Here is a 15,645-nt window from a genome sequence, read left to right on the forward strand (position 1 = left end):
TGAAAAAAGTTTTTTGCTTCTTTTTTTCAAAAAAGAAGCGCTTCCTTTACTGTTTCTCCGCCCCGATCAGGAACTCGACATTACCCTCCGGCCCGGTGATCGGGCTGGTGGTGATGCCGCGCACGCGCCAGCCGGGCAGGGCGGACCACCAGGATTCGATGCGGGCACAGACGGCCTCGTGCACCGCCGGGTCGCGCACCACGCCGCCTTTGCCGACATGTTCCGGGCCGGCCTCGAATTGCGGCTTGATCAGCGCCACGGCGAAGGCGCCGGGCGCGCACAGCGCCATGGCGGCTGGCAGCACGGTTTGCAGACCGATGAAGCTGGCATCGCAGACCAGGGCGCCGACCGGCGCGGGGATTTGTTCCGCCGTGAGGTGGCGGGCGTTGGTTTTTTCCAGCACCGTCACGCGCGGGTCGGAGCGCAGCTTCCAGGCCAGTTGGCCATGGCCGACATCGACGGCGTAGACATGTTTCGCGCCCTGGGTCAGCAGCACGTCGGTGAAGCCGCCGGTCGAGGCGCCGACATCGAGGCCGATCCGGTCCAGGGCCGCGAAGCCGAAATGGGCCAGGCCGTGCGCCAGCTTGATCCCACCGCGCGAAACCCACGGGTGGTCTTGGCCTTTGACGGACAGGGCGGCATCCTCCGGCAGCATGTCGCCGGCTTTTTGAACGCGCGCGGTGCCGGCATAGACCAGCCCCGCCATGATGAGCGCTTGCGCCTTGGTCCGGGACTCCACGAGCCCGGCATTCACCAGCATGACATCGGCGCGTTGTTTGGGCATGGTTTAGTATAAGGAAGAAAGAGGCCGCTTTTTTGAAAAAAAGCGGCGCAAAAAACTTTTGTCACTCTGAGCCTGAGGCGTTGAACCCGCACGGGCCCAAAGTAAACAAAGTTTTTTTGCTACTTTTTGTTCACAAAAAGAAGCGCTTGCTTTCTTACTTAACTCTTCCTCGTCACGGTAAACCCCGCTAAAGCGCGCAGCAGGTCGGCCTTTTCACCGAAGCTTTCCAGGTGCCCGGCGGCCTGCTCGGCCAGGCGCTCGGCCTGGGCGCGGGCGCGGTCGAGGCCGAGGATGGCGACCATGGTGGCCTTGCCCTGGGCGGCATCCTTGCCGATGGTCTTGCCGAGTTCCTCGGCGGAGGCGGTTTCGTCCAGCACGTCGTCATAGATCTGGAAGGCGCCGCCGAGCTCGCGGCCATAGGCGGCGATGAAATGGCGCTGCGCCTGCGGGGCGCGGCCGAGGATGGCGCCGGCTTCGGCGCTGAACTGGATCAGGCGGCCGGTTTTCAGGGCCTGCAGGCGGGTGATTTCCGGCGCGGTGAGGGATTTGCCCTCGCCCTGCATGTCGATCATCTGGCCGCCGACCATGCCGCGCATGCCGGTCGCGGCGGCCAAAGCGAGCACCAGCTCGCAGCGGGCCTCGGGGTCGGCATGGGTGTCGGCCTCGGCCAGCACCTCGAAGGCGCGGGTCTGCAAGGCGTCGCCGGCGAGGATCGCGGTGGCCTCGTCGAATTTCTTGTGGCAGCTCGGCAGGCCGCGGCGCAGATCGTCGTCATCCATGGCTGGCAGGTCGTCATGGATCAGCGAGTAGGCGTGGAGCATTTCCACCGAAGCGGCGACGCGCGCGGCGCAGGTCTGGTTGACCGAGAAGAGTTGCGCGGTCTGCATGACCAGGAAGGCGCGCATGCGCTTGCCTCCGTTCAGCACGCTGTAGCGCATCGCCTCGATCAGCCGCGCTTCGGCGGTTTCGGGCACCGGCAGCAGCGCGTCGAGCTGCGCCTCTACCAGCCGGTTGGTTTCGGTCAGCGCCGCCGCCAGGGCGTCGGGTTTGTGCACCAGGTCGAGTGCCATCGGGTCAGTCCTCGGATTTCAGGGCGAGCGAGCCATCGGCGCGGGCGACGATCGCCTGCACGCGCGCCTCAGCCTCGGCCAGTTTGGCTTCGCAATGTTTTTTCAGCGCGGCGCCGCGCTCATAGGCGCTGATCGCATCTTCGAGCTTCTGCTGGCCGGATTCGAGGCCGCGCACGATAGCCTCGAGGGCCGCTAGCGCATCCTCGAAGGACAACGCGGAGATGTCGATTTTGTCATTCATGGGGTGTGACTACAATCCTGCCCGGAATTTCACAACCGCATTAGCGCACGGACATGAGCGGCGGCGGAGGCGGCGGTGGCTGTAAGATTATAGCCGCCTTCCAACAACGAGACGACCCGGTCCGGGCAATGCGTGTCGGCGACGGCGAGCAGAGCGTTGGTAACCCAGCTATAGTCTGCCTCACGCAGGCGGAGCTGGGCGAGAGGGTCGGCGGCGTGGGCGTCGAACCCGGCGGAGATGAGCAACAGTTCCGGACGGAACGCGCCGAGTGCCGGAATGATCTTATGTTCCCAGGATTCGCGAAAATCGTCGCTGCCGGAACCGGGCGGGAGCGGCACGTTGAGCACGTTGGCGGCAACGCCGCGCTCATACACCATGCCGGTGCCAGGGTAACACGGCTGCTGATGCGTGGACGCGTAGAACAAGTCGGGGTCGGGGGCGAAGATATCCTGCGTGCCATTGCCGTGATGCACATCGAAATCGGCCACGGCGATGCGCTTGAGGCCCCAGCGGGCGCGTGCATGGAAGGCGGCGACGGCGACATTGTTGAACAGGCAGAACCCCATGGCGCGGTTTGATTCGGCATGGTGGCCGGGTGGGCGGGTGGCGATGAAGGCGGCTTTCGCCCAGCCCTCCATCACTGCGTCGACGCCGGCGATGGCGCCGCCCGCGGCCCGCAGCGCCGCTTCCAGAGAGCCGGGCCCGAACACCGTGTCACCGTCGATATAGGTCACGCGATCGCGGGGCAGGGCCAGAATCGCGTCGATATGGGCCCGGGTGTGAGCGGGGCGGAGCGCTTCGAGCGGCGCCTCGGGCGCGATTTCGCGCAACAGCGGGACGAATTCCGGCGTTTCCAGCGCGCGCAGAATGAAGCGGATCCGGTCGGCGCATTCGGGATGTTCCGGCCCCGTATCGTGGCCGAGGACCGCCGGGTGGGTGAACAGCGCGACATTCATGCCGCTTTGTCCCGGCGCTTGATAGAGAAACTGAACACGCCGCGAATTTCGCTTGTGGCGATCAGCGCGTGGCCGGTGCTGTTGCAGAACTCACGGAAATCGGCGACCGCGGCGGGGTCGGTGGCGAGAATGCGCAGCTTCTCGCCAGCCGCCATGCTGCGCAGCGCGCGCGCCGCGCGCAACACCGGCAAGGGGGATTTCTGGAACTGGGCGTCGATCAGGCGTTCTCCCATAGCCGCAGAATGCGCGTCCCGGGGATCTTGAGCAAGGTGCAGATTCGGCGGAGAATCCTTAGCCATGGCATATCGCATCGGCATCGATCTCGGCGGCACCAAGACGGAGATCATCCTCCTGGCGCCGGATGGCACCGCCCTGTTGCGGCGGCGCGTGCCCACGCCCGTCGGCTATGCGGAGAGCCTGGCGGCGATCGCGGGGCTGGTGCGCAGCGCGGAGGCCGAGCTCGGCCATACGGCGACGGTGGGTGTGGGTATCCCCGGCACGATCAGCCCGGCCACGGGGAAGGTGCAGAACGCCAATTCCAACGCCCTGAACGGCCATGCGTTCGACCGGGACCTCTCCGCCATCCTGGAGCGCGAGGTGCGCGTGGCCAACGATGCCAATTGCTTCGCGCTGTCGGAGGCGGTGGACGGCGCGGCGGCGGGTGCGGCGGTCGTGTTCGGGGTGATCCTCGGCACCGGCTGCGGCGCCGGCATTGCGGTGCACAAGCGCATTCTCGAGGGAAGGCATCGTATCGCGGGCGAGTTCGGCCACACGCCGCTGCCCTGGCCGCGGCCCGAGGAGATGCCGTTGCGGCGCTGCTGGTGCGGGCAGGCGGGGTGCCTGGAACTTTACCTGGCGGGACCGGCTCTGGCCGCGGAATGTGACGGCGAGGGCGCGCGGGACGCCACGCAGATCGTGGACCGCGCCGCCGCCGGTGACGAGCGGGCGCGTGCCGCGCTGCGCCTGCATGCCGACCGGCTGGCGCGGGCGCTGGCGGTGATCACGAACATTCTCGACCCGGATGCGATCGTGCTGGGAGGTGGTCTCTCCAACCTGCCGGGGTTGGCGGAAAACCTGCCCGGATTGATGAAGCCATATATTTTCGCCGACCATTTCGCGCCGAACGTCGTGCGCAACAAGCACGGCGATTCTTCGGGCGTGCGCGGCGCCGCCTGGCTCTGGCCGGATGTGAAGAAAGAGGCCGCTTTTTGAAAAAAGCGGCGCAAAAACTTTTTGTTATGCTGGGCCATAGGCTTCGTCAGCGCCGACGCCCATGCCCTCCGAGGCTATTCCAACGGTGCTACGCACCGCCGGAACCTTCAGCCCCTCCGCCCAGCATAAATAAAGTTTTTTTGCTTCTTTTTGTTCACAAAAAGAAGCCTTCCTCTTCGCTTATTCTCGTGGGTCGCACCTGATGCCGGCTATCTGCCGCGATTGCGATGCGATGGTGGCGGGCGAAACCTGCGCGTCCTGCGGCAGCGCGCGGGTGGTGCGGCATGCCGAGCTGCTGGAGCTGGCGATCGGCCATGTGGATTGCGACGCTTTCTATGCCAGCGTGGAAAAACGTGACCGGCCGGAATGGCGCGACAAGCCGGTGATCGTCGGCGGCGGCACGCGCGGCGTGGTGGCGACCTGCTGCTACGTGGCGCGGCTTTATGGCGTGCGCAGCGCCATGCCGATGTTCAAGGCGCGTAGCCTGTGCCCGCAGGCGGTGATCGTCAGGCCGGACATGGCGAAATATGCCGAGGTGTCGGCCAAAGTACGGGCGTTGATGGATGAGCTAACGCCGCTGGTGCAGCCGCTTTCGATCGACGAGGCGGTGCTCGATCTCTCCGGCACCGCCACGCTGCACAACGCGGCGCCGGCGGTCACGCTCAACCGGTTTGCCCGGCGAATCGAGCGTGAACTCGGCATCACGGTGTCGATCGGGCTGGCGCATAACCGGATGTTGGCAAAACTCGCAGCAGAGCGCGGCAAGCCGCGTGGCTTCTCCGTGCTGGGGCGTGAGGCGGCCGCGCTTCTGGCGCCGGAGCCGGTCGGCTTGCTGCCGGGGGTGGGCCCGGCCCAGATGAAGCGGTTCGCCGCACTCGGCTTCACCCGGGTCGGCCAGCTCGCTTCGTTGGGCGATCGTGACGCCAGTCGGCTTTTGGGCGAGGAAGGGCCGGGCTGGGCGGCGCTGGCACGCGGCGAGGATACGAGACCCGTGCGGCCGGAGCGGGAGTCCAAATCCATCAGTGCCGAGACGACTTTTGCCGCTGATTTCGCCCGTCTCGCCGATCTCGAGCCGCCGCTCTGGCTGCTCTGCGAGAAACTCGGCCGGCGCCTGCGCGGAGCCAACCTGGCCGCCGCCGGGGTGGTGCTGAAGCTGAAAACCGCCAAATTTGTCGGCCGCACCCGCAACCAGCGCCTGGCCAACCCGACCCAGCTGCCGGAGACCTTGTTCGAGGCGGCGCGGGAGATGCTGCGCCGTGAGGCGGACGGCACCGCGTTCCGGCTGATCGGCATCGGCGCCGCCCCGCTGGTCCCGGCGACGCAGGCCGATCGCGGCGATCTCGCCGATACCGTTGCGGTCCGGCGGCAGGCGCGGCAGGACGCGATCGACCGGCTGCGGGCGCGCTTCGGCGCCAGCGCGGTGCAGCGCGGCCGCGGCCTGCCGAAAACGCCGTCGTGAGACAAGAAAGAAAGCGCTTCTTTTTGTGAACAAAAAGAAGCAAAAAAACTTTTTTAAACTGGGCCCGTGCCGCTCGGGCGCCTCGGGCCCGGCGTAAGCAAAAGTTTTTGCGCCGCTTTTTTCAAAAAGCGGCCGCTTCCTAAAAAAGGCTTGGCGCGTCATTGATCTGGACCGGTCATGTTCTAGTATTCCGGCATGAGCGAGCATTTGATGATCGACAGGCGGAGCTTTCGGGAGGCCATGTCCCGCCTCGGCGCGGCGGTGAACATCATCACCACCGCGGCGGATGAGGGCGATATCGGTTTCACGGCGTCGGCGGTGTGCAGCGTCACGGACGATCCGCCGACATTGCTGGTCTGCATGAACCGCAACAACAGGTACAACGCCGCGTTCAAGGCGGCGGGGAAGCTGTGCGTCAACGTGCTGTCGCATGAGCAGGAGGCGCTTTCGGCCCTGTTTGCGGGCGGTGATATGCCCATGGCGGAGCGCTTCGCCCAGACAAGCTGGACCCGCCTGGCGACCGGCGCGCCGGTTCTGGAAGCGGCGGTGGCGAGTTTCGACTGCAGAATCGACCAGATCACGGAAGTGGGAACGCATAGCGTCCTGTTCTGCGCGGTGGCGGCGATCCGCCTCGGCAGCGCCAATAGCGGGCTGATTTATCATGGCCGGGCCTATCACAAAATCAGCGGCGCCGACGCGGCTTAAACAAAAAGAAAGACTACTTTTTGTGAACAAAAAGTAGCAAAAAAACTTTATTATGCTGGGCTATGGGCGTTGTCGCTGACACGGCCCATAACCCAGCATAATAAAAGGTTTTTGGTGCTGCTTTTTTCAAAAAGCAGCTGCTTTCTTAAAGCGCCATTGCAAAAACCGCGGGGCTTTTCTGCAAATTCCGCCGCGAATCGACAAGATCTCGGCGAGAGATCTGCATAATCCTCACAAAACCAGCAGACGGGTCCGCGATTGTCGTGGTGACGCCGTGGAATATGAGGCTTGTGTTTCAGAAAGGCGCCTGGCCATGAACTATATGAACACCGAACTGTCCGATATGTCCGCCCTGTCTGCCGGCGATGGTTCGGCGGCCGCGATGGCGCCAGGGGTGTTCCAGGTTCCGGCGCCGGCGCAAGACGCCGCCGCCTTGCACCGGGCCAATCAGATGATGGCCGAATTGTTCGTCGCCGCGCTCGGGATCGATCAGGAGGTGCGGTTTTCCGGAACGCCGGCCTGGACGTTGCTCTGCCGTACCATGAGTTTCGGCATGGCGCTCGACCTGCTGGAATTGTGCCGGCTGCGGGAGCTGGGGGCGCATGAGGGCTGCAACGATCCGCATTTCATGGCTGACAAGATCGCAGCGTTGGTCCGCCAGGTGAATGACATCGCGAAATATTCCTCGCGCACCGCGCCGGTGATCGGCTGGCCTTTGGAAGATCTTTTTTATGCGCTCGCAGATCTGTTGGGCGCGGAGGAGACACAGACCGCGATGCGGTTCGGCATCGATCATATACGCATGCCGCCTATGCATGCGCACGTGGTCAGCCTGGTGGCGCTGCGCCTGTTCCTGGCCATTCTGCGCCGCCGCTATGAGGTCCGGGCGGCGGGCCCGATCGGGGTGAGTGTCACCAAGGCCGGGAATGAAGTGACGCTCGTCGTTTCCGATCACGCCTATCGCGGCGCACCGGCGGATCAGAGCGTGCACCGGGGGCTGATCCGTTTCGGTGGCAGCATTGAAGCCGCTTTTCTGTGTCGGCATGCCGATGAGCATACTGAGAGCGTCATCATGTGGTTCACTCTGCCCACACTGAAATGACGGCAAACTTCGAGTCAGATGCTTTGCACGTTGCGGGATCGGTTTGTTGAAAAATCGAGTCGGCACCTGATCGCCGCGTCGTGAAATCATACGCGGCCTGCCGCGCCGCGGATCGGAGAGTGATCAGCGAGGGACCTTGACAGTTCAGGAACCGATCATCCAATTTAAGGTTGTCTTCCGGGCCGGGTTTTTCTAGTGGCTAGCGGAGTGTCAGGTGCTTTCTCCGGCGGCAAGGAACGTTGTGGCAGATTTTTCTCATTCCGGCGGCGAAGCCGCTTTGTTGCAGCCACGCTCCGACAAGCCGGTTATGACCTTCGGCCCGGAGACATTGCGGGACCGGACGGATTTGCTGCGTGAGATCAATCTGGTGCGGCAAGGGCGGTTGGTCGAACGGCGCTTGTTCCTGATCGTGATCAACATTGCCGACACCAAAAAATACGATGAGATCATCCGCGTCTTTGGTTACAAATTCGCTGACGACCTGTTAGGCATCCGGCTCGCCGATCTGGAGTTCATCACCCGCCGGCAGCCGGCCTTCCACGTCGGGTTCTGGAGCGTGGGGCTGGTGTTCGAGGCCGACGACGAGCGCGATTACGAGGCGGCGCTGTCGCGGCTGCTCGGCACGCTGGCCAAGCCGCTGATCTGCCGCGGCATTCCGGTCGCCATCAAAGGCGGCGTCGGGGTGTGCGACCTGGCGCGCGGGCTGGGCTCGGCGGAGGATCTGTTGCAGGCCACCTTCCTGGCCGGGCAGGCCGGGGCGGAGCTGCCGTCGGGCTGGCAGGAATGCAATTATGATCTCTCGGACGACCATCGCCGCGCCTTTGCGCTGATCGCCGAGGCCGAGGCCTCGTTGGCGACGAATTCCGAATTCGAGCTGAGCTACCAGGCGCGGGTAGATCTGCGAAGCTGGCGTTGCGTGGGTGCCGAGGCGCTGCTGCGCTGGCATCATCCGACCCTGGGGCTGGTGATGCCGGACGAATTCGTTCCCCTGATCGAGATGACCGGACTGGTGCGCGAGCTCACCGCCTGGGTGCTGACGCGCGCCGTGTCGCAGACAGCCTCATGGCACACCGCGGGCTTCAATCTGAAAACCTGCGTGAACATTTCCGCAAAAAACCTCGCGGAGCCGGATTTTGTCCGCCGGCTGGCGGCGCTGCTGGAGCAATACCGGCTGCCCCCGGCATTTCTGGAGCTGGAATTCTCCGAACGGCACCGGTTCGAGAACATGGACGACGCCGAACAGCATTTGTGGGCCTTGCGTGAGCTGGGGGTCGGGCTGTCACTGGACGATTTCGGCACCGGGCCGAACGGCTTCACCTCGCTCGAGACCATCCCCGCGAACGTGGTGAAGATCGACCGGCGGCTGATCAACTCGGTTGCCAATAACGCCCGGCAGCAGGCGCTGGTGAAATCGCTGATCCGCCTGGCGCATGAGATGGGCATGCAGGTGGTGGCCGAGGGGCTGGAACTGCCGGCAACCCAGAAAATGCTGCTCGACTGGGGCTGCGACGCGGCGCAGGGGTTCCTGATCAACCGTCCGATGCCGGCCGAGCCCTTTATGGCCTGGCTGAGCAAGGCCTTCGTCAATTGAAAAGAGCGGCCGCTTGAACAAGGCGGCGCGAAAATTTTTTCGCGGTTGGGGGCTGTGGCGTTGTCGCCCGCGCGACCCAATTAAAAATCTCATCGAACCGCTCGCGGGCCTGGACCCGGCATGGCGAACAGGCCGGCCGGTGCCACGCAGGCAAACGGTATGTTAGATACGGACGCAAACGGGCAAGGAGAGGGTGAATGCGCATTCTGGTGGTCGGTGCGGGATCGACGGGCGGCTATTTCGGCGGGCGGCTGGCGCAGGCTGGGCGCGCCGTCACGTTCCTGGTGCGCCCCGCCCGGGCCGCGAGATTGCGCGCGGAGGGGCTCCAGATCGTCAGCTCGCAAGGCGATGCCACCGTGACGCCGCAGCTGGTGACCGCCGACGCGCTGGATGGCGCCTATGACCTCGTGCTGCTGTCGGTCAAAGCCTACACGCTGGGGGCGGCGATGGAGGATATGACCAAAGCGGTGGGACCCGAGACGATGATCCTGCCGGTGCTCAACGGCATGCGCCATATCGATGAACTGATCGAGCGGTTCGGGCGGCCGGCGGTGCTGGGCGGTTTATGCCGGGTGCACGCCACGCTCGATGCGCAGGGCCGGATCGTGCAGATGGGCAAGATCCAGGACCTTGTCTATGGCGAGCTGGACGGCGCGGCCACCACCCGGATCCGGGCGCTGGACGCGGTGCTGCAGGGCGCTGGGTTCGATGCCCGGCTGAGCATGAATATCGAGCTCGATATGTGGGAGAAATGGACGATGCTGGCGAGCCTCGCCGGGATCACCTGCCTGATGCGCGGGACCATCGGCGAGATCGAAGCGGCGCATGGCGGGTCTGCCTTCGCGCTGCGTTTCGTGGACGAGGTGAGCCGCGTGGTGCAGGCCGTGGGGCAGCCGCCGCGCCCCGCCCTGCTGGAAACTGTGCGGGCGATGATGACCCAGAAGGGCGCGGCTTCCACCGCCTCGATGTATCGTGATCTGATCCAGGGGGCGGCGGTGGAAGCCGACCAGATCCTCGGCGATCTGCTCTCCCGCGGCGAGCGCGCCGGCATCGACACGCCGCTGCTCGCCGCCGCCTATGCACAGCTTTGCGTGTACCAGAACCGGCTGAAGGCGTAGCAGGCACAGGAAGGGCCCATGGCCCGCATGGCAGGTATTTTCTATCTAAGATAGCAGCAAGGCCGGCGCATGAACCTCTTGCCGCCGCGGCAAGGGGCTTCCATGATAGGGTCGTGACCCTTGCCCAATTTCCCATCGCCGTTCAGGCCGCGGCACTTCTGATCCTTTCCGTGGCCGTAGAGCTGCTGTTAGCGCAGCTGCATTTGCCGGCCTCGTTGCTGCTGGGGCCGATGGTGGCCGCGATCGTCTGCGCGGTGCTGCAAACCGGTATGCGCATTCCCCAACTGCTCTTCACCTGCGGCCAGGCGATCGTTGGCTGCATGATCGCGCGCACCATCACCGCTTCGATCGTGCGGGACATGATGGCCGACTGGGCGGTTTTTGTCGGCGCGGTGGTGGCGGTGATCATCGTCAGCAATGCGCTCGGCTGGCTGCTGGCGCGGCTGCGCGTGCTTCCCGCCAGTACCGCGATCTGGGGTTCGTCTCCGGGGGGCGCCAGTGCGATGGTGCTGATGTCGGAGGCGTTCGGCGCGGATATCAGGTTGGTCGCCTTCATGCAGTATCTGCGCGTGGTGTTCGTGGCCGTGGTCGCCACCCTTGTCGCGCGCCTGTATACCGGCAACATCGGCACGGCGGCGGCGCAAGACTGGTTTCCGAAGCTTCTGCCCGGACCGTTTGCGGCGACCTTGGCGCTCGCCGCGCTCGGCGTGCTCGTCTACCGCAAATGGCGCCTTCCCGCGGGGGCGCTGCTGGTGCCGCTGTTTCTCGGCGCCCTGCTGAACGGTTCAGGGACGATGACGATCGAATTGCCGCCCTGGCTGCTCGCGGCCAGCTACGCGCTGGTCGGCTGGAGCATCGGGCTGCGCTTCACCCGGCAGATCCTCATGCATGCGGCAAAAGCCTTCTCCCGCGTCGCGGCCTCGATCCTGGTCCTGATCGGGCTGTGCGGCGGGTTGGCCGTGGTGATGGTGAAAACCATGCATGTGAATCCGGTAACCGCTTACCTGGCGATGAGCCCGGGCGGCGTGGATTCCGTCGCGATCATCGCCGCGTCGTCGCCCGGGGTGAACGTGCCGTTCGTGATGGCGATGCAGACGGCGCGCTTCCTCATCGTGGTGTTCGCCGGCCCGCCACTCGCCCGCTTCGTCTCCAACAGCCTGCGCCGGTACGCGCCGCAGGCGTAAAGGAAGAAAGAAGCCGCTTTTTTGAAAAAAAGCGGCGCAAAAAACTTTTGTTATGCTGGGCCCGAGGCTGTGTCAGCGCCAACGCCCATGGCCCAGCATAAATCAAAGTTTTTTTGCTTCTTTTTGTTCACAAAAAGAAGCGCTTTCTGTCTGTCTGTCCCCTCCGATCAAAGCCAGCCCCTCGGCCACCGAGACGAACTCCCCGCCGGCGGAGAGTTTTTCCGCGCCGAAGCGCTGGCTGAACAGAGCGCGGACGGCGGGGACGAAGGAGGTGCCGCCGGTGAGGAACACGCGGTCGATCTGCGCCGCCGTGAGGCCCGCCTGCGCCAGGGTTGTGTCCACGCTCTCGCCCAGGCGCCTGAGCTCCGGCGCGACCCAGCCCTCGAATTCGTCCCGCGCGATCGTGCGGTCGATGGTGAAATCGTCATGCACGAAACGCAACCTGGCTTCCGGCACGCGCGACAATTCGGCTTTGACCGCGCTGACCGTCTGGTAGAGCTGGTAGCCGAGTTCGTCCTGGATCAGGCTGACCAGGTTGAGCAGCGGCGAGGGGTCGTCGCTGGCGCGCGCCACCTCTTCGATGTCGCGGAGGATCTTCGGCGTGCGCATCAGCGAGAGCCGGTGCCAGCGCGCGAAACTGTTGAAATAGTCCACCGGCACCGGCAGTTCCTTGCCCATGATCTTGTAGACACCGCCTTTGCCAAGGCGCGGCGAGACGGCATTGTCGATGATCCGGTAGTCGAAACTGTCGCCGGCGATGCCGACGCCGCCATGGGCGAGCGAGGCAAGCGGCTGCGCCGCCCCGGGGATGAAGCGGATGATGGAAAAATCGCTGGTGCCGCCGCCGAAATCGCCGACCAGCACGGTGGCGGGGCGTTCCAGGGTGCGGATGAAGCGGTAGCCGGCGGCTTGCGGCTCGAAGGCGACATCGACCGAAGGGCAGCCGGCGGCGGCGAAGGCGGCGCGCAGCCTGGCCTCGCCGAATTCATCGTCGGCAAAATCCCCGGCAAAGCGCACCGGCCGCCCGGCCACGATATGGAGGTCCGCGCCGCGCAGCCCGGCGGCTTCGAGCAGGGTGCGGAGAAACACCGCGATCATCTCCTCGAGCGAAAAAATCCGGCCGAAAATGCGCGTCTGGGCGAAGCTGCGCTGCGCCAGATAGGTCTTCATCGACATGATGAGGCGGCTGTCGGTCGGGTCATCGAGATAGGCCTCGATCGCCACCGGGCCGGCCTGGTGGTGCAGCAGGGACCGGCCTTGCCGCGTGTCCGTGGCGAAGCAGAGCACCGTGCGGAAGACATCGAAATCCGCGCTGCCGAGGCGGAAACGCTGGCTGTGCACGGTGCCGTCCGGGGTCAGCCGGCTCACGACGCTGTTGGTCGTGCCGAAATCGATGCCGACGATGCTGGTCATGAAAACCCCTTCCCGAAAGCGGAAAAGGCTTCAAGCGCAGTCCCGGCGGGGATGCAAGTCAGGGCAGGCAAGCAAAAGAAAGAAGCCGCTTTTTGAAAAAAGCGGCGCAAAAACTTTTGTTTGTGCTGGGCCTGAGGTTGTGTCGCCGACAACGCCACTGACCCAGCATAACAAAGTTTTTTTGCTACTTTTTGTTCACAAAAATAGCGCTTTCTTCCGTCAGCCTCAACCTTCCGGATAATCCGCGCCGAGCGTGGTCTTTTCCCAGGCCGCGATTTCCCCCTGCAGCGTGTCCAGCTTCTGCCGCACCATGGCGAGGCCGGGCTTGCCCAGCACCAGGTGGCCGGGCGGGTTCGGCGCTTCCACGGCGTCGATGATCGCCTGGGCGGCGCGGACCGGGTCGCCCGGCTGCTGGCCGCTATAGCCGGAGATCTGCCGGCGGCGGGCCCCGGCGGTGGCGTCGTAGGCGTCGATGATGTTCGCCGTCTGTTTCAGTGACCGGCCGGCCCAGTCGGTGCGGAACGGGCCGGGCTCCACCGCCAGCACCTTGATGCCGAGCGGGGCGACTTCCTTGGCCAGGCCCTCGGAGAGCCCTTCCACGGCAAACTTGGTCGCCGCGTAATAGCCGCTGGCGGCATTGCCGACGAGCCCGCCGACCGAGGTGATGTTGACGATGTGGCCCCGTCCGGCGCGGCGCATGCCGGGCAGCACGGCGCGGATGGTATCGGCCAGGCCGAAGACATTCACTTCGAACATGGCGCGGATTTCCGCGTCCTCGCCTTCCTCGATGGCGGCGAGGTAGCCGTAGCCGGCATTGTTCACCAGCACGTCGATGGCGCCGAATTTCCGCTCCGCCGCCTGCACCGCCGCGCGCACCTGCGCGGGATCGGTGACGTCGAGCGCCAGCGCCAGGCTGTTGGCGCTGTCCGTGGCGAGGTCTTCGACCTTGGATTTGTCGCGGGCCGTGACGACCACGCGTTTGCCGCGGCGCAGCAATTCCCGGGCGAGCTCGCGGCCGAAGCCGGTCGAGCAACCGGTGATGAACCAAACCGGTTTGTGTTGTTCAGCCATGAATCCCTCCTGAAAGACACGCACATAAATCGTATGCCAGGCCGCGCCGGGACGAAGCGGCCTGAAACGTTTCTGGTGTTGCAAACCTGGAAGTCCCGTGTCCCTGGCATCTGCCTGCGAATGTCAGGGGCAGGACGCGAAGCTCAGAACTCCTCGTGGTCGAGGTCCTGAGACTGGTCGGCCAGTTCGGTTTCGTCATCGAACCGAACGGAGTCTTTCGCCGCCTCGGGTGCCGGCGGCGTGGCGGGCTTGATCTCGGCGCTCTTGCGCTTCGGTGCGCTGGTGCGCTTCGGCTTGGCGGCGCTGGCCAGCTGCATCTCCAGATCGGCAAGCTGCGTTTCCAGCTCCGCGATGCGGCCTTCGGCGAATTTCAGCGCCTTGGTTGCCTCACGCTGCTTCGCGCGCAGCCCCTTGTTGGTGAGCTCGAGCTTTTCGAGATCAGCGCGCAGTCCCTTCGCGGACGAAGCGGCGGCCTTCACCGGCGCCTTGCGCGCGGTGGTCGCTTTGCTCGGCTTGGGCGGCGCGGCGCGGCGCGCGGTGGCGCGGGTGGTCTTGGCCGGGGTCTTGGTGGTGCTCTTCACCGTTGCCTTCGTAACAGCTTTGGTTTTTTTCGCGGCGGCGGTGCGGGTCGGGGCCGCGCGGCGCGTTGCGGTTGAACGGCCGGTGCTACGCGCCTTCGTGGCGGCTTTCTTGTTGCGGGTTGGTGTTGTTGCTCGCGCCATGGCGGAAATCTCCAATTTGCAAATAAATCGTTAACAGAAATGCGCCGCGAATGCGACAGGTGCAGTTGCAGGGCGACACGGCGCGCCACCCCGCCCGCCGGATGAGGCGGCGACATGCTCCATGGAAGTTTGGACTGCGATCCGGCAAGCAAACAGCATGAGAAGAGGACCTAAAGAAATTTTCCGGCCTCATCAATGTTGATCGCGCGCGGCTTCATACAAGCCGATCTGCCGATTTTATCTTGGATTTTCCAAGAATGGTTGCTGCTTCTGGAAATTTTCGATTCGGTGCGCCCGCGGGCGCACCGGGGCAATGCAAAATTAGATGGTAAGGGCGCGCAATGCGCCGAGGTTGCGCAAATCGACGCGGCGCGCGGCGGGCATTTTTATGACGCCGTCTTTTTCAAGTTTCGAGAGCGTGCGCGACACGGTTTCGATCGTCAGGCCAAGAAAATCGGCGATGTCCTGGCGTGACACGGCCAAGGTGACGGTGGCTTGCTGGGTGGAGCGGCTGGCCCAGTGCAGCAGGAAGCAGGCAAGTTTTTCCAGGGCGCTGCGGTGGCCGAGCAGCAGCGCATGGTCCTGCGCGCGCGCCGCGTTTTGCAGCGCGAACTGGAACAGATGCCGGGCCACGGCTTCGTTGCCGTCGCTCAAGCTGTCCAGGGAGCGGCGGCGATAGGCGACCAGCGTGCAGTCGGCGGCAGCCTCGGCGGCGAGCCGATGTGCCTCGCCGGGTTCGATGCCGAACACCTCACCGGCGAGATAGAAGGCATCGACCTGCCGGCGGCCGTCACCGAGGAATTTGCAGGTGCGCACCACACCGGAGACCACTTTATAGAACAGGGTTGCCTGGTCGCCCTCGCTATAAATCCCCTGATCCTGCGCGACGCTGATCAAGGTGCCGGCGAGACCGGGCTGCTGGTCCCAGAAACTCTGCCGGTCGTCCTGCAGAAACTGGGCGGCCAGAAGGGCGGATGACGGGCTGAAGGAGGGGGCGGACAATGTCGACATCGGGCA

17 protein-coding genes are annotated in these 15,645 nt (G+C 64.7%); 8 read left to right on the plus strand and 9 right to left on the minus strand.

The genetic code is table 11. The annotated features are described in order from the left end of the window. Positions 1-46 precede the first annotated feature (46 nt). The 5 genes from VNC39_RS08240 to VNC39_RS08260 form a co-directional block, all read right to left on the minus strand. Positions 47-784, minus strand: coding sequence for a TlyA family RNA methyltransferase (locus tag VNC39_RS08240; protein WP_325398035.1), 738 nt, complete (start codon positions 782-784; stop codon positions 47-49). A 158-nt stretch (positions 785-942) separates the two neighbouring features. Next, the gene (locus VNC39_RS08245) at positions 943-1,854 is read right to left on the minus strand and encodes a polyprenyl synthetase family protein (RefSeq protein WP_325398037.1); all 912 of its coding nucleotides are present in this window, start codon (positions 1,852-1,854) and stop codon (positions 943-945) included. A 4-nt stretch (positions 1,855-1,858) separates the two neighbouring features. After that, a complete protein-coding gene (locus VNC39_RS08250; RefSeq protein ID WP_325398039.1) occupies positions 1,859-2,095 on the minus strand; it encodes an exodeoxyribonuclease VII small subunit in 237 nt (78 codons plus the stop codon). 29 nt (positions 2,096-2,124) lie between these two features. Beyond that, the gene (locus VNC39_RS08255) at positions 2,125-3,051 is read right to left on the minus strand and encodes a histone deacetylase family protein (RefSeq protein ID WP_325398041.1); all 927 of its coding nucleotides are present in this window, start codon (positions 3,049-3,051) and stop codon (positions 2,125-2,127) included. Then, positions 3,048-3,284 (minus strand): sulfurtransferase TusA family protein, encoded by a 237-nt coding sequence (locus VNC39_RS08260; protein ID WP_325398043.1) that lies wholly within the window; start codon positions 3,282-3,284, stop codon positions 3,048-3,050. Before VNC39_RS08260 ends, VNC39_RS08255 begins: the two co-directional genes overlap by 4 nt. 64 nt (positions 3,285-3,348) lie before the next feature. On the opposite strand from VNC39_RS08260, the gene VNC39_RS08265 reads away from it, so the two are divergent. The 7 genes from VNC39_RS08265 to VNC39_RS08295 all read left to right on the plus strand — a co-directional run bounded on the left by VNC39_RS08265 (position 3,349) and on the right by VNC39_RS08295 (position 11,422). Beyond that, positions 3,349-4,263: an ROK family protein gene (locus tag VNC39_RS08265; protein WP_325398045.1), complete on the plus strand. Its 915-nt coding sequence runs from the start codon at positions 3,349-3,351 to the stop codon at positions 4,261-4,263. Between the two features lie 202 nt (positions 4,264-4,465). Beyond that, complete coding sequence (locus VNC39_RS08270; RefSeq protein ID WP_325398047.1) at positions 4,466-5,722, plus strand: DNA polymerase IV; 1,257 nt, start codon at positions 4,466-4,468, stop codon at positions 5,720-5,722. 195 nt (positions 5,723-5,917) lie between these two features. Further along, positions 5,918-6,427, plus strand: coding sequence for a flavin reductase (locus VNC39_RS08275; RefSeq protein WP_325398049.1), 510 nt, complete (start codon positions 5,918-5,920; stop codon positions 6,425-6,427). 313 nt (positions 6,428-6,740) lie between these two features. Then, complete coding sequence (locus tag VNC39_RS08280) at positions 6,741-7,529, plus strand: hypothetical protein (protein ID WP_325398051.1); 789 nt, start codon at positions 6,741-6,743, stop codon at positions 7,527-7,529. 241 nt (positions 7,530-7,770) lie between these two features. Then, the gene (locus tag VNC39_RS08285; RefSeq protein ID WP_325398053.1) at positions 7,771-9,120 is read left to right on the plus strand and encodes an EAL domain-containing protein; all 1,350 of its coding nucleotides are present in this window, start codon (positions 7,771-7,773) and stop codon (positions 9,118-9,120) included. A 197-nt stretch (positions 9,121-9,317) separates the two neighbouring features. Continuing rightward, entirely contained in the window at positions 9,318-10,238 is a 921-nt protein-coding gene (gene panE, locus VNC39_RS08290) for a 2-dehydropantoate 2-reductase (RefSeq protein WP_325398055.1), read from the plus strand. 113 nt (positions 10,239-10,351) lie between these two features. Next, positions 10,352-11,422, plus strand: a complete 1,071-nt coding sequence (locus tag VNC39_RS08295) for an AbrB family transcriptional regulator (protein WP_325398057.1) — start codon at positions 10,352-10,354, stop codon at positions 11,420-11,422. 102 nt (positions 11,423-11,524) lie between these two features. Here the strand turns inward: VNC39_RS08295 and VNC39_RS08300 are convergent, their stop codons facing one another. The 3 genes from VNC39_RS08300 to VNC39_RS08310 form a co-directional block, all read right to left on the minus strand. Continuing rightward, positions 11,525-12,835, minus strand: coding sequence for an Hsp70 family protein (locus tag VNC39_RS08300; protein WP_325398059.1), 1,311 nt, complete (start codon positions 12,833-12,835; stop codon positions 11,525-11,527). Between the two features lie 225 nt (positions 12,836-13,060). Beyond that, positions 13,061-13,906 carry an oxidoreductase gene (locus tag VNC39_RS08305; RefSeq protein ID WP_325398061.1) on the minus strand — a complete coding sequence of 282 codons (846 nt, stop codon included), beginning with the start codon at positions 13,904-13,906 and terminating at the stop codon, positions 13,061-13,063. Positions 13,907-14,049: 143 nt separating this feature from the next. Beyond that, the gene (locus tag VNC39_RS08310) at positions 14,050-14,487 is read right to left on the minus strand and encodes a hypothetical protein (RefSeq protein ID WP_325398063.1); all 438 of its coding nucleotides are present in this window, start codon (positions 14,485-14,487) and stop codon (positions 14,050-14,052) included. On the opposite strand from VNC39_RS08310, the gene VNC39_RS08315 reads away from it, so the two are divergent. Further along, a complete protein-coding gene (locus tag VNC39_RS08315) occupies positions 14,474-14,662 on the plus strand; it encodes a hypothetical protein (RefSeq protein WP_325398065.1) in 189 nt (62 codons plus the stop codon). The two genes, VNC39_RS08310 and VNC39_RS08315, sit on opposite strands and share 14 nt — an antisense overlap. Before the next feature lie 287 nt (positions 14,663-14,949). Here VNC39_RS08315 and VNC39_RS08320 read toward each other — a convergent pair whose 3' ends face one another. Next, a complete protein-coding gene (locus VNC39_RS08320) occupies positions 14,950-15,639 on the minus strand; it encodes a helix-turn-helix domain-containing protein (RefSeq protein ID WP_325398067.1) in 690 nt (229 codons plus the stop codon). Between the last annotated feature and the right edge of the window lie 6 nt (positions 15,640-15,645).

The organism is Acidocella sp. (assembly GCF_035535915.1).
In the GTDB taxonomy this organism is placed as follows: domain Bacteria; phylum Pseudomonadota; class Alphaproteobacteria; order Acetobacterales; family Acetobacteraceae; genus Acidocella.

Excerpts from the sequence above, each read along its gene's own strand:
- VNC39_RS08260 (WP_325398043.1), bottom strand. The coding sequence starts at position 3,284 with ATGGGAGAACGCCTGATCGACGCCCAGTTCCAGAAATCCCCCTTGCCG.
- VNC39_RS08245 (WP_325398037.1), bottom strand. The coding sequence starts at position 1,854 with ATGGCACTCGACCTGGTGCACAAACCCGACGCCCTGGCGGCGGCGCTG.
- VNC39_RS08270 (WP_325398047.1), top strand. The coding sequence starts at position 4,466 with ATGCCGGCTATCTGCCGCGATTGCGATGCGATGGTGGCGGGCGAAACC.
- VNC39_RS08265 (WP_325398045.1), top strand. The coding sequence starts at position 3,349 with ATGGCATATCGCATCGGCATCGATCTCGGCGGCACCAAGACGGAGATC.
- VNC39_RS08320 (WP_325398067.1), bottom strand. The coding sequence starts at position 15,639 with ATGTCGACATTGTCCGCCCCCTCCTTCAGCCCGTCATCCGCCCTTCTG.
- VNC39_RS08250 (WP_325398039.1), bottom strand. The coding sequence starts at position 2,095 with ATGAATGACAAAATCGACATCTCCGCGTTGTCCTTCGAGGATGCGCTA.
- panE (WP_325398055.1), top strand. The coding sequence starts at position 9,318 with ATGCGCATTCTGGTGGTCGGTGCGGGATCGACGGGCGGCTATTTCGGC.
- VNC39_RS08305 (WP_325398061.1), bottom strand. The coding sequence starts at position 13,906 with ATGGCTGAACAACACAAACCGGTTTGGTTCATCACCGGTTGCTCGACC.
- VNC39_RS08280 (WP_325398051.1), top strand. The coding sequence starts at position 6,741 with ATGAACTATATGAACACCGAACTGTCCGATATGTCCGCCCTGTCTGCC.
- VNC39_RS08300 (WP_325398059.1), bottom strand. The coding sequence starts at position 12,835 with ATGACCAGCATCGTCGGCATCGATTTCGGCACGACCAACAGCGTCGTG.
- VNC39_RS08240 (WP_325398035.1), bottom strand. The coding sequence starts at position 784 with ATGCCCAAACAACGCGCCGATGTCATGCTGGTGAATGCCGGGCTCGTG.
- VNC39_RS08255 (WP_325398041.1), bottom strand. The coding sequence starts at position 3,051 with ATGAATGTCGCGCTGTTCACCCACCCGGCGGTCCTCGGCCACGATACG.
- VNC39_RS08275 (WP_325398049.1), top strand. The coding sequence starts at position 5,918 with ATGAGCGAGCATTTGATGATCGACAGGCGGAGCTTTCGGGAGGCCATG.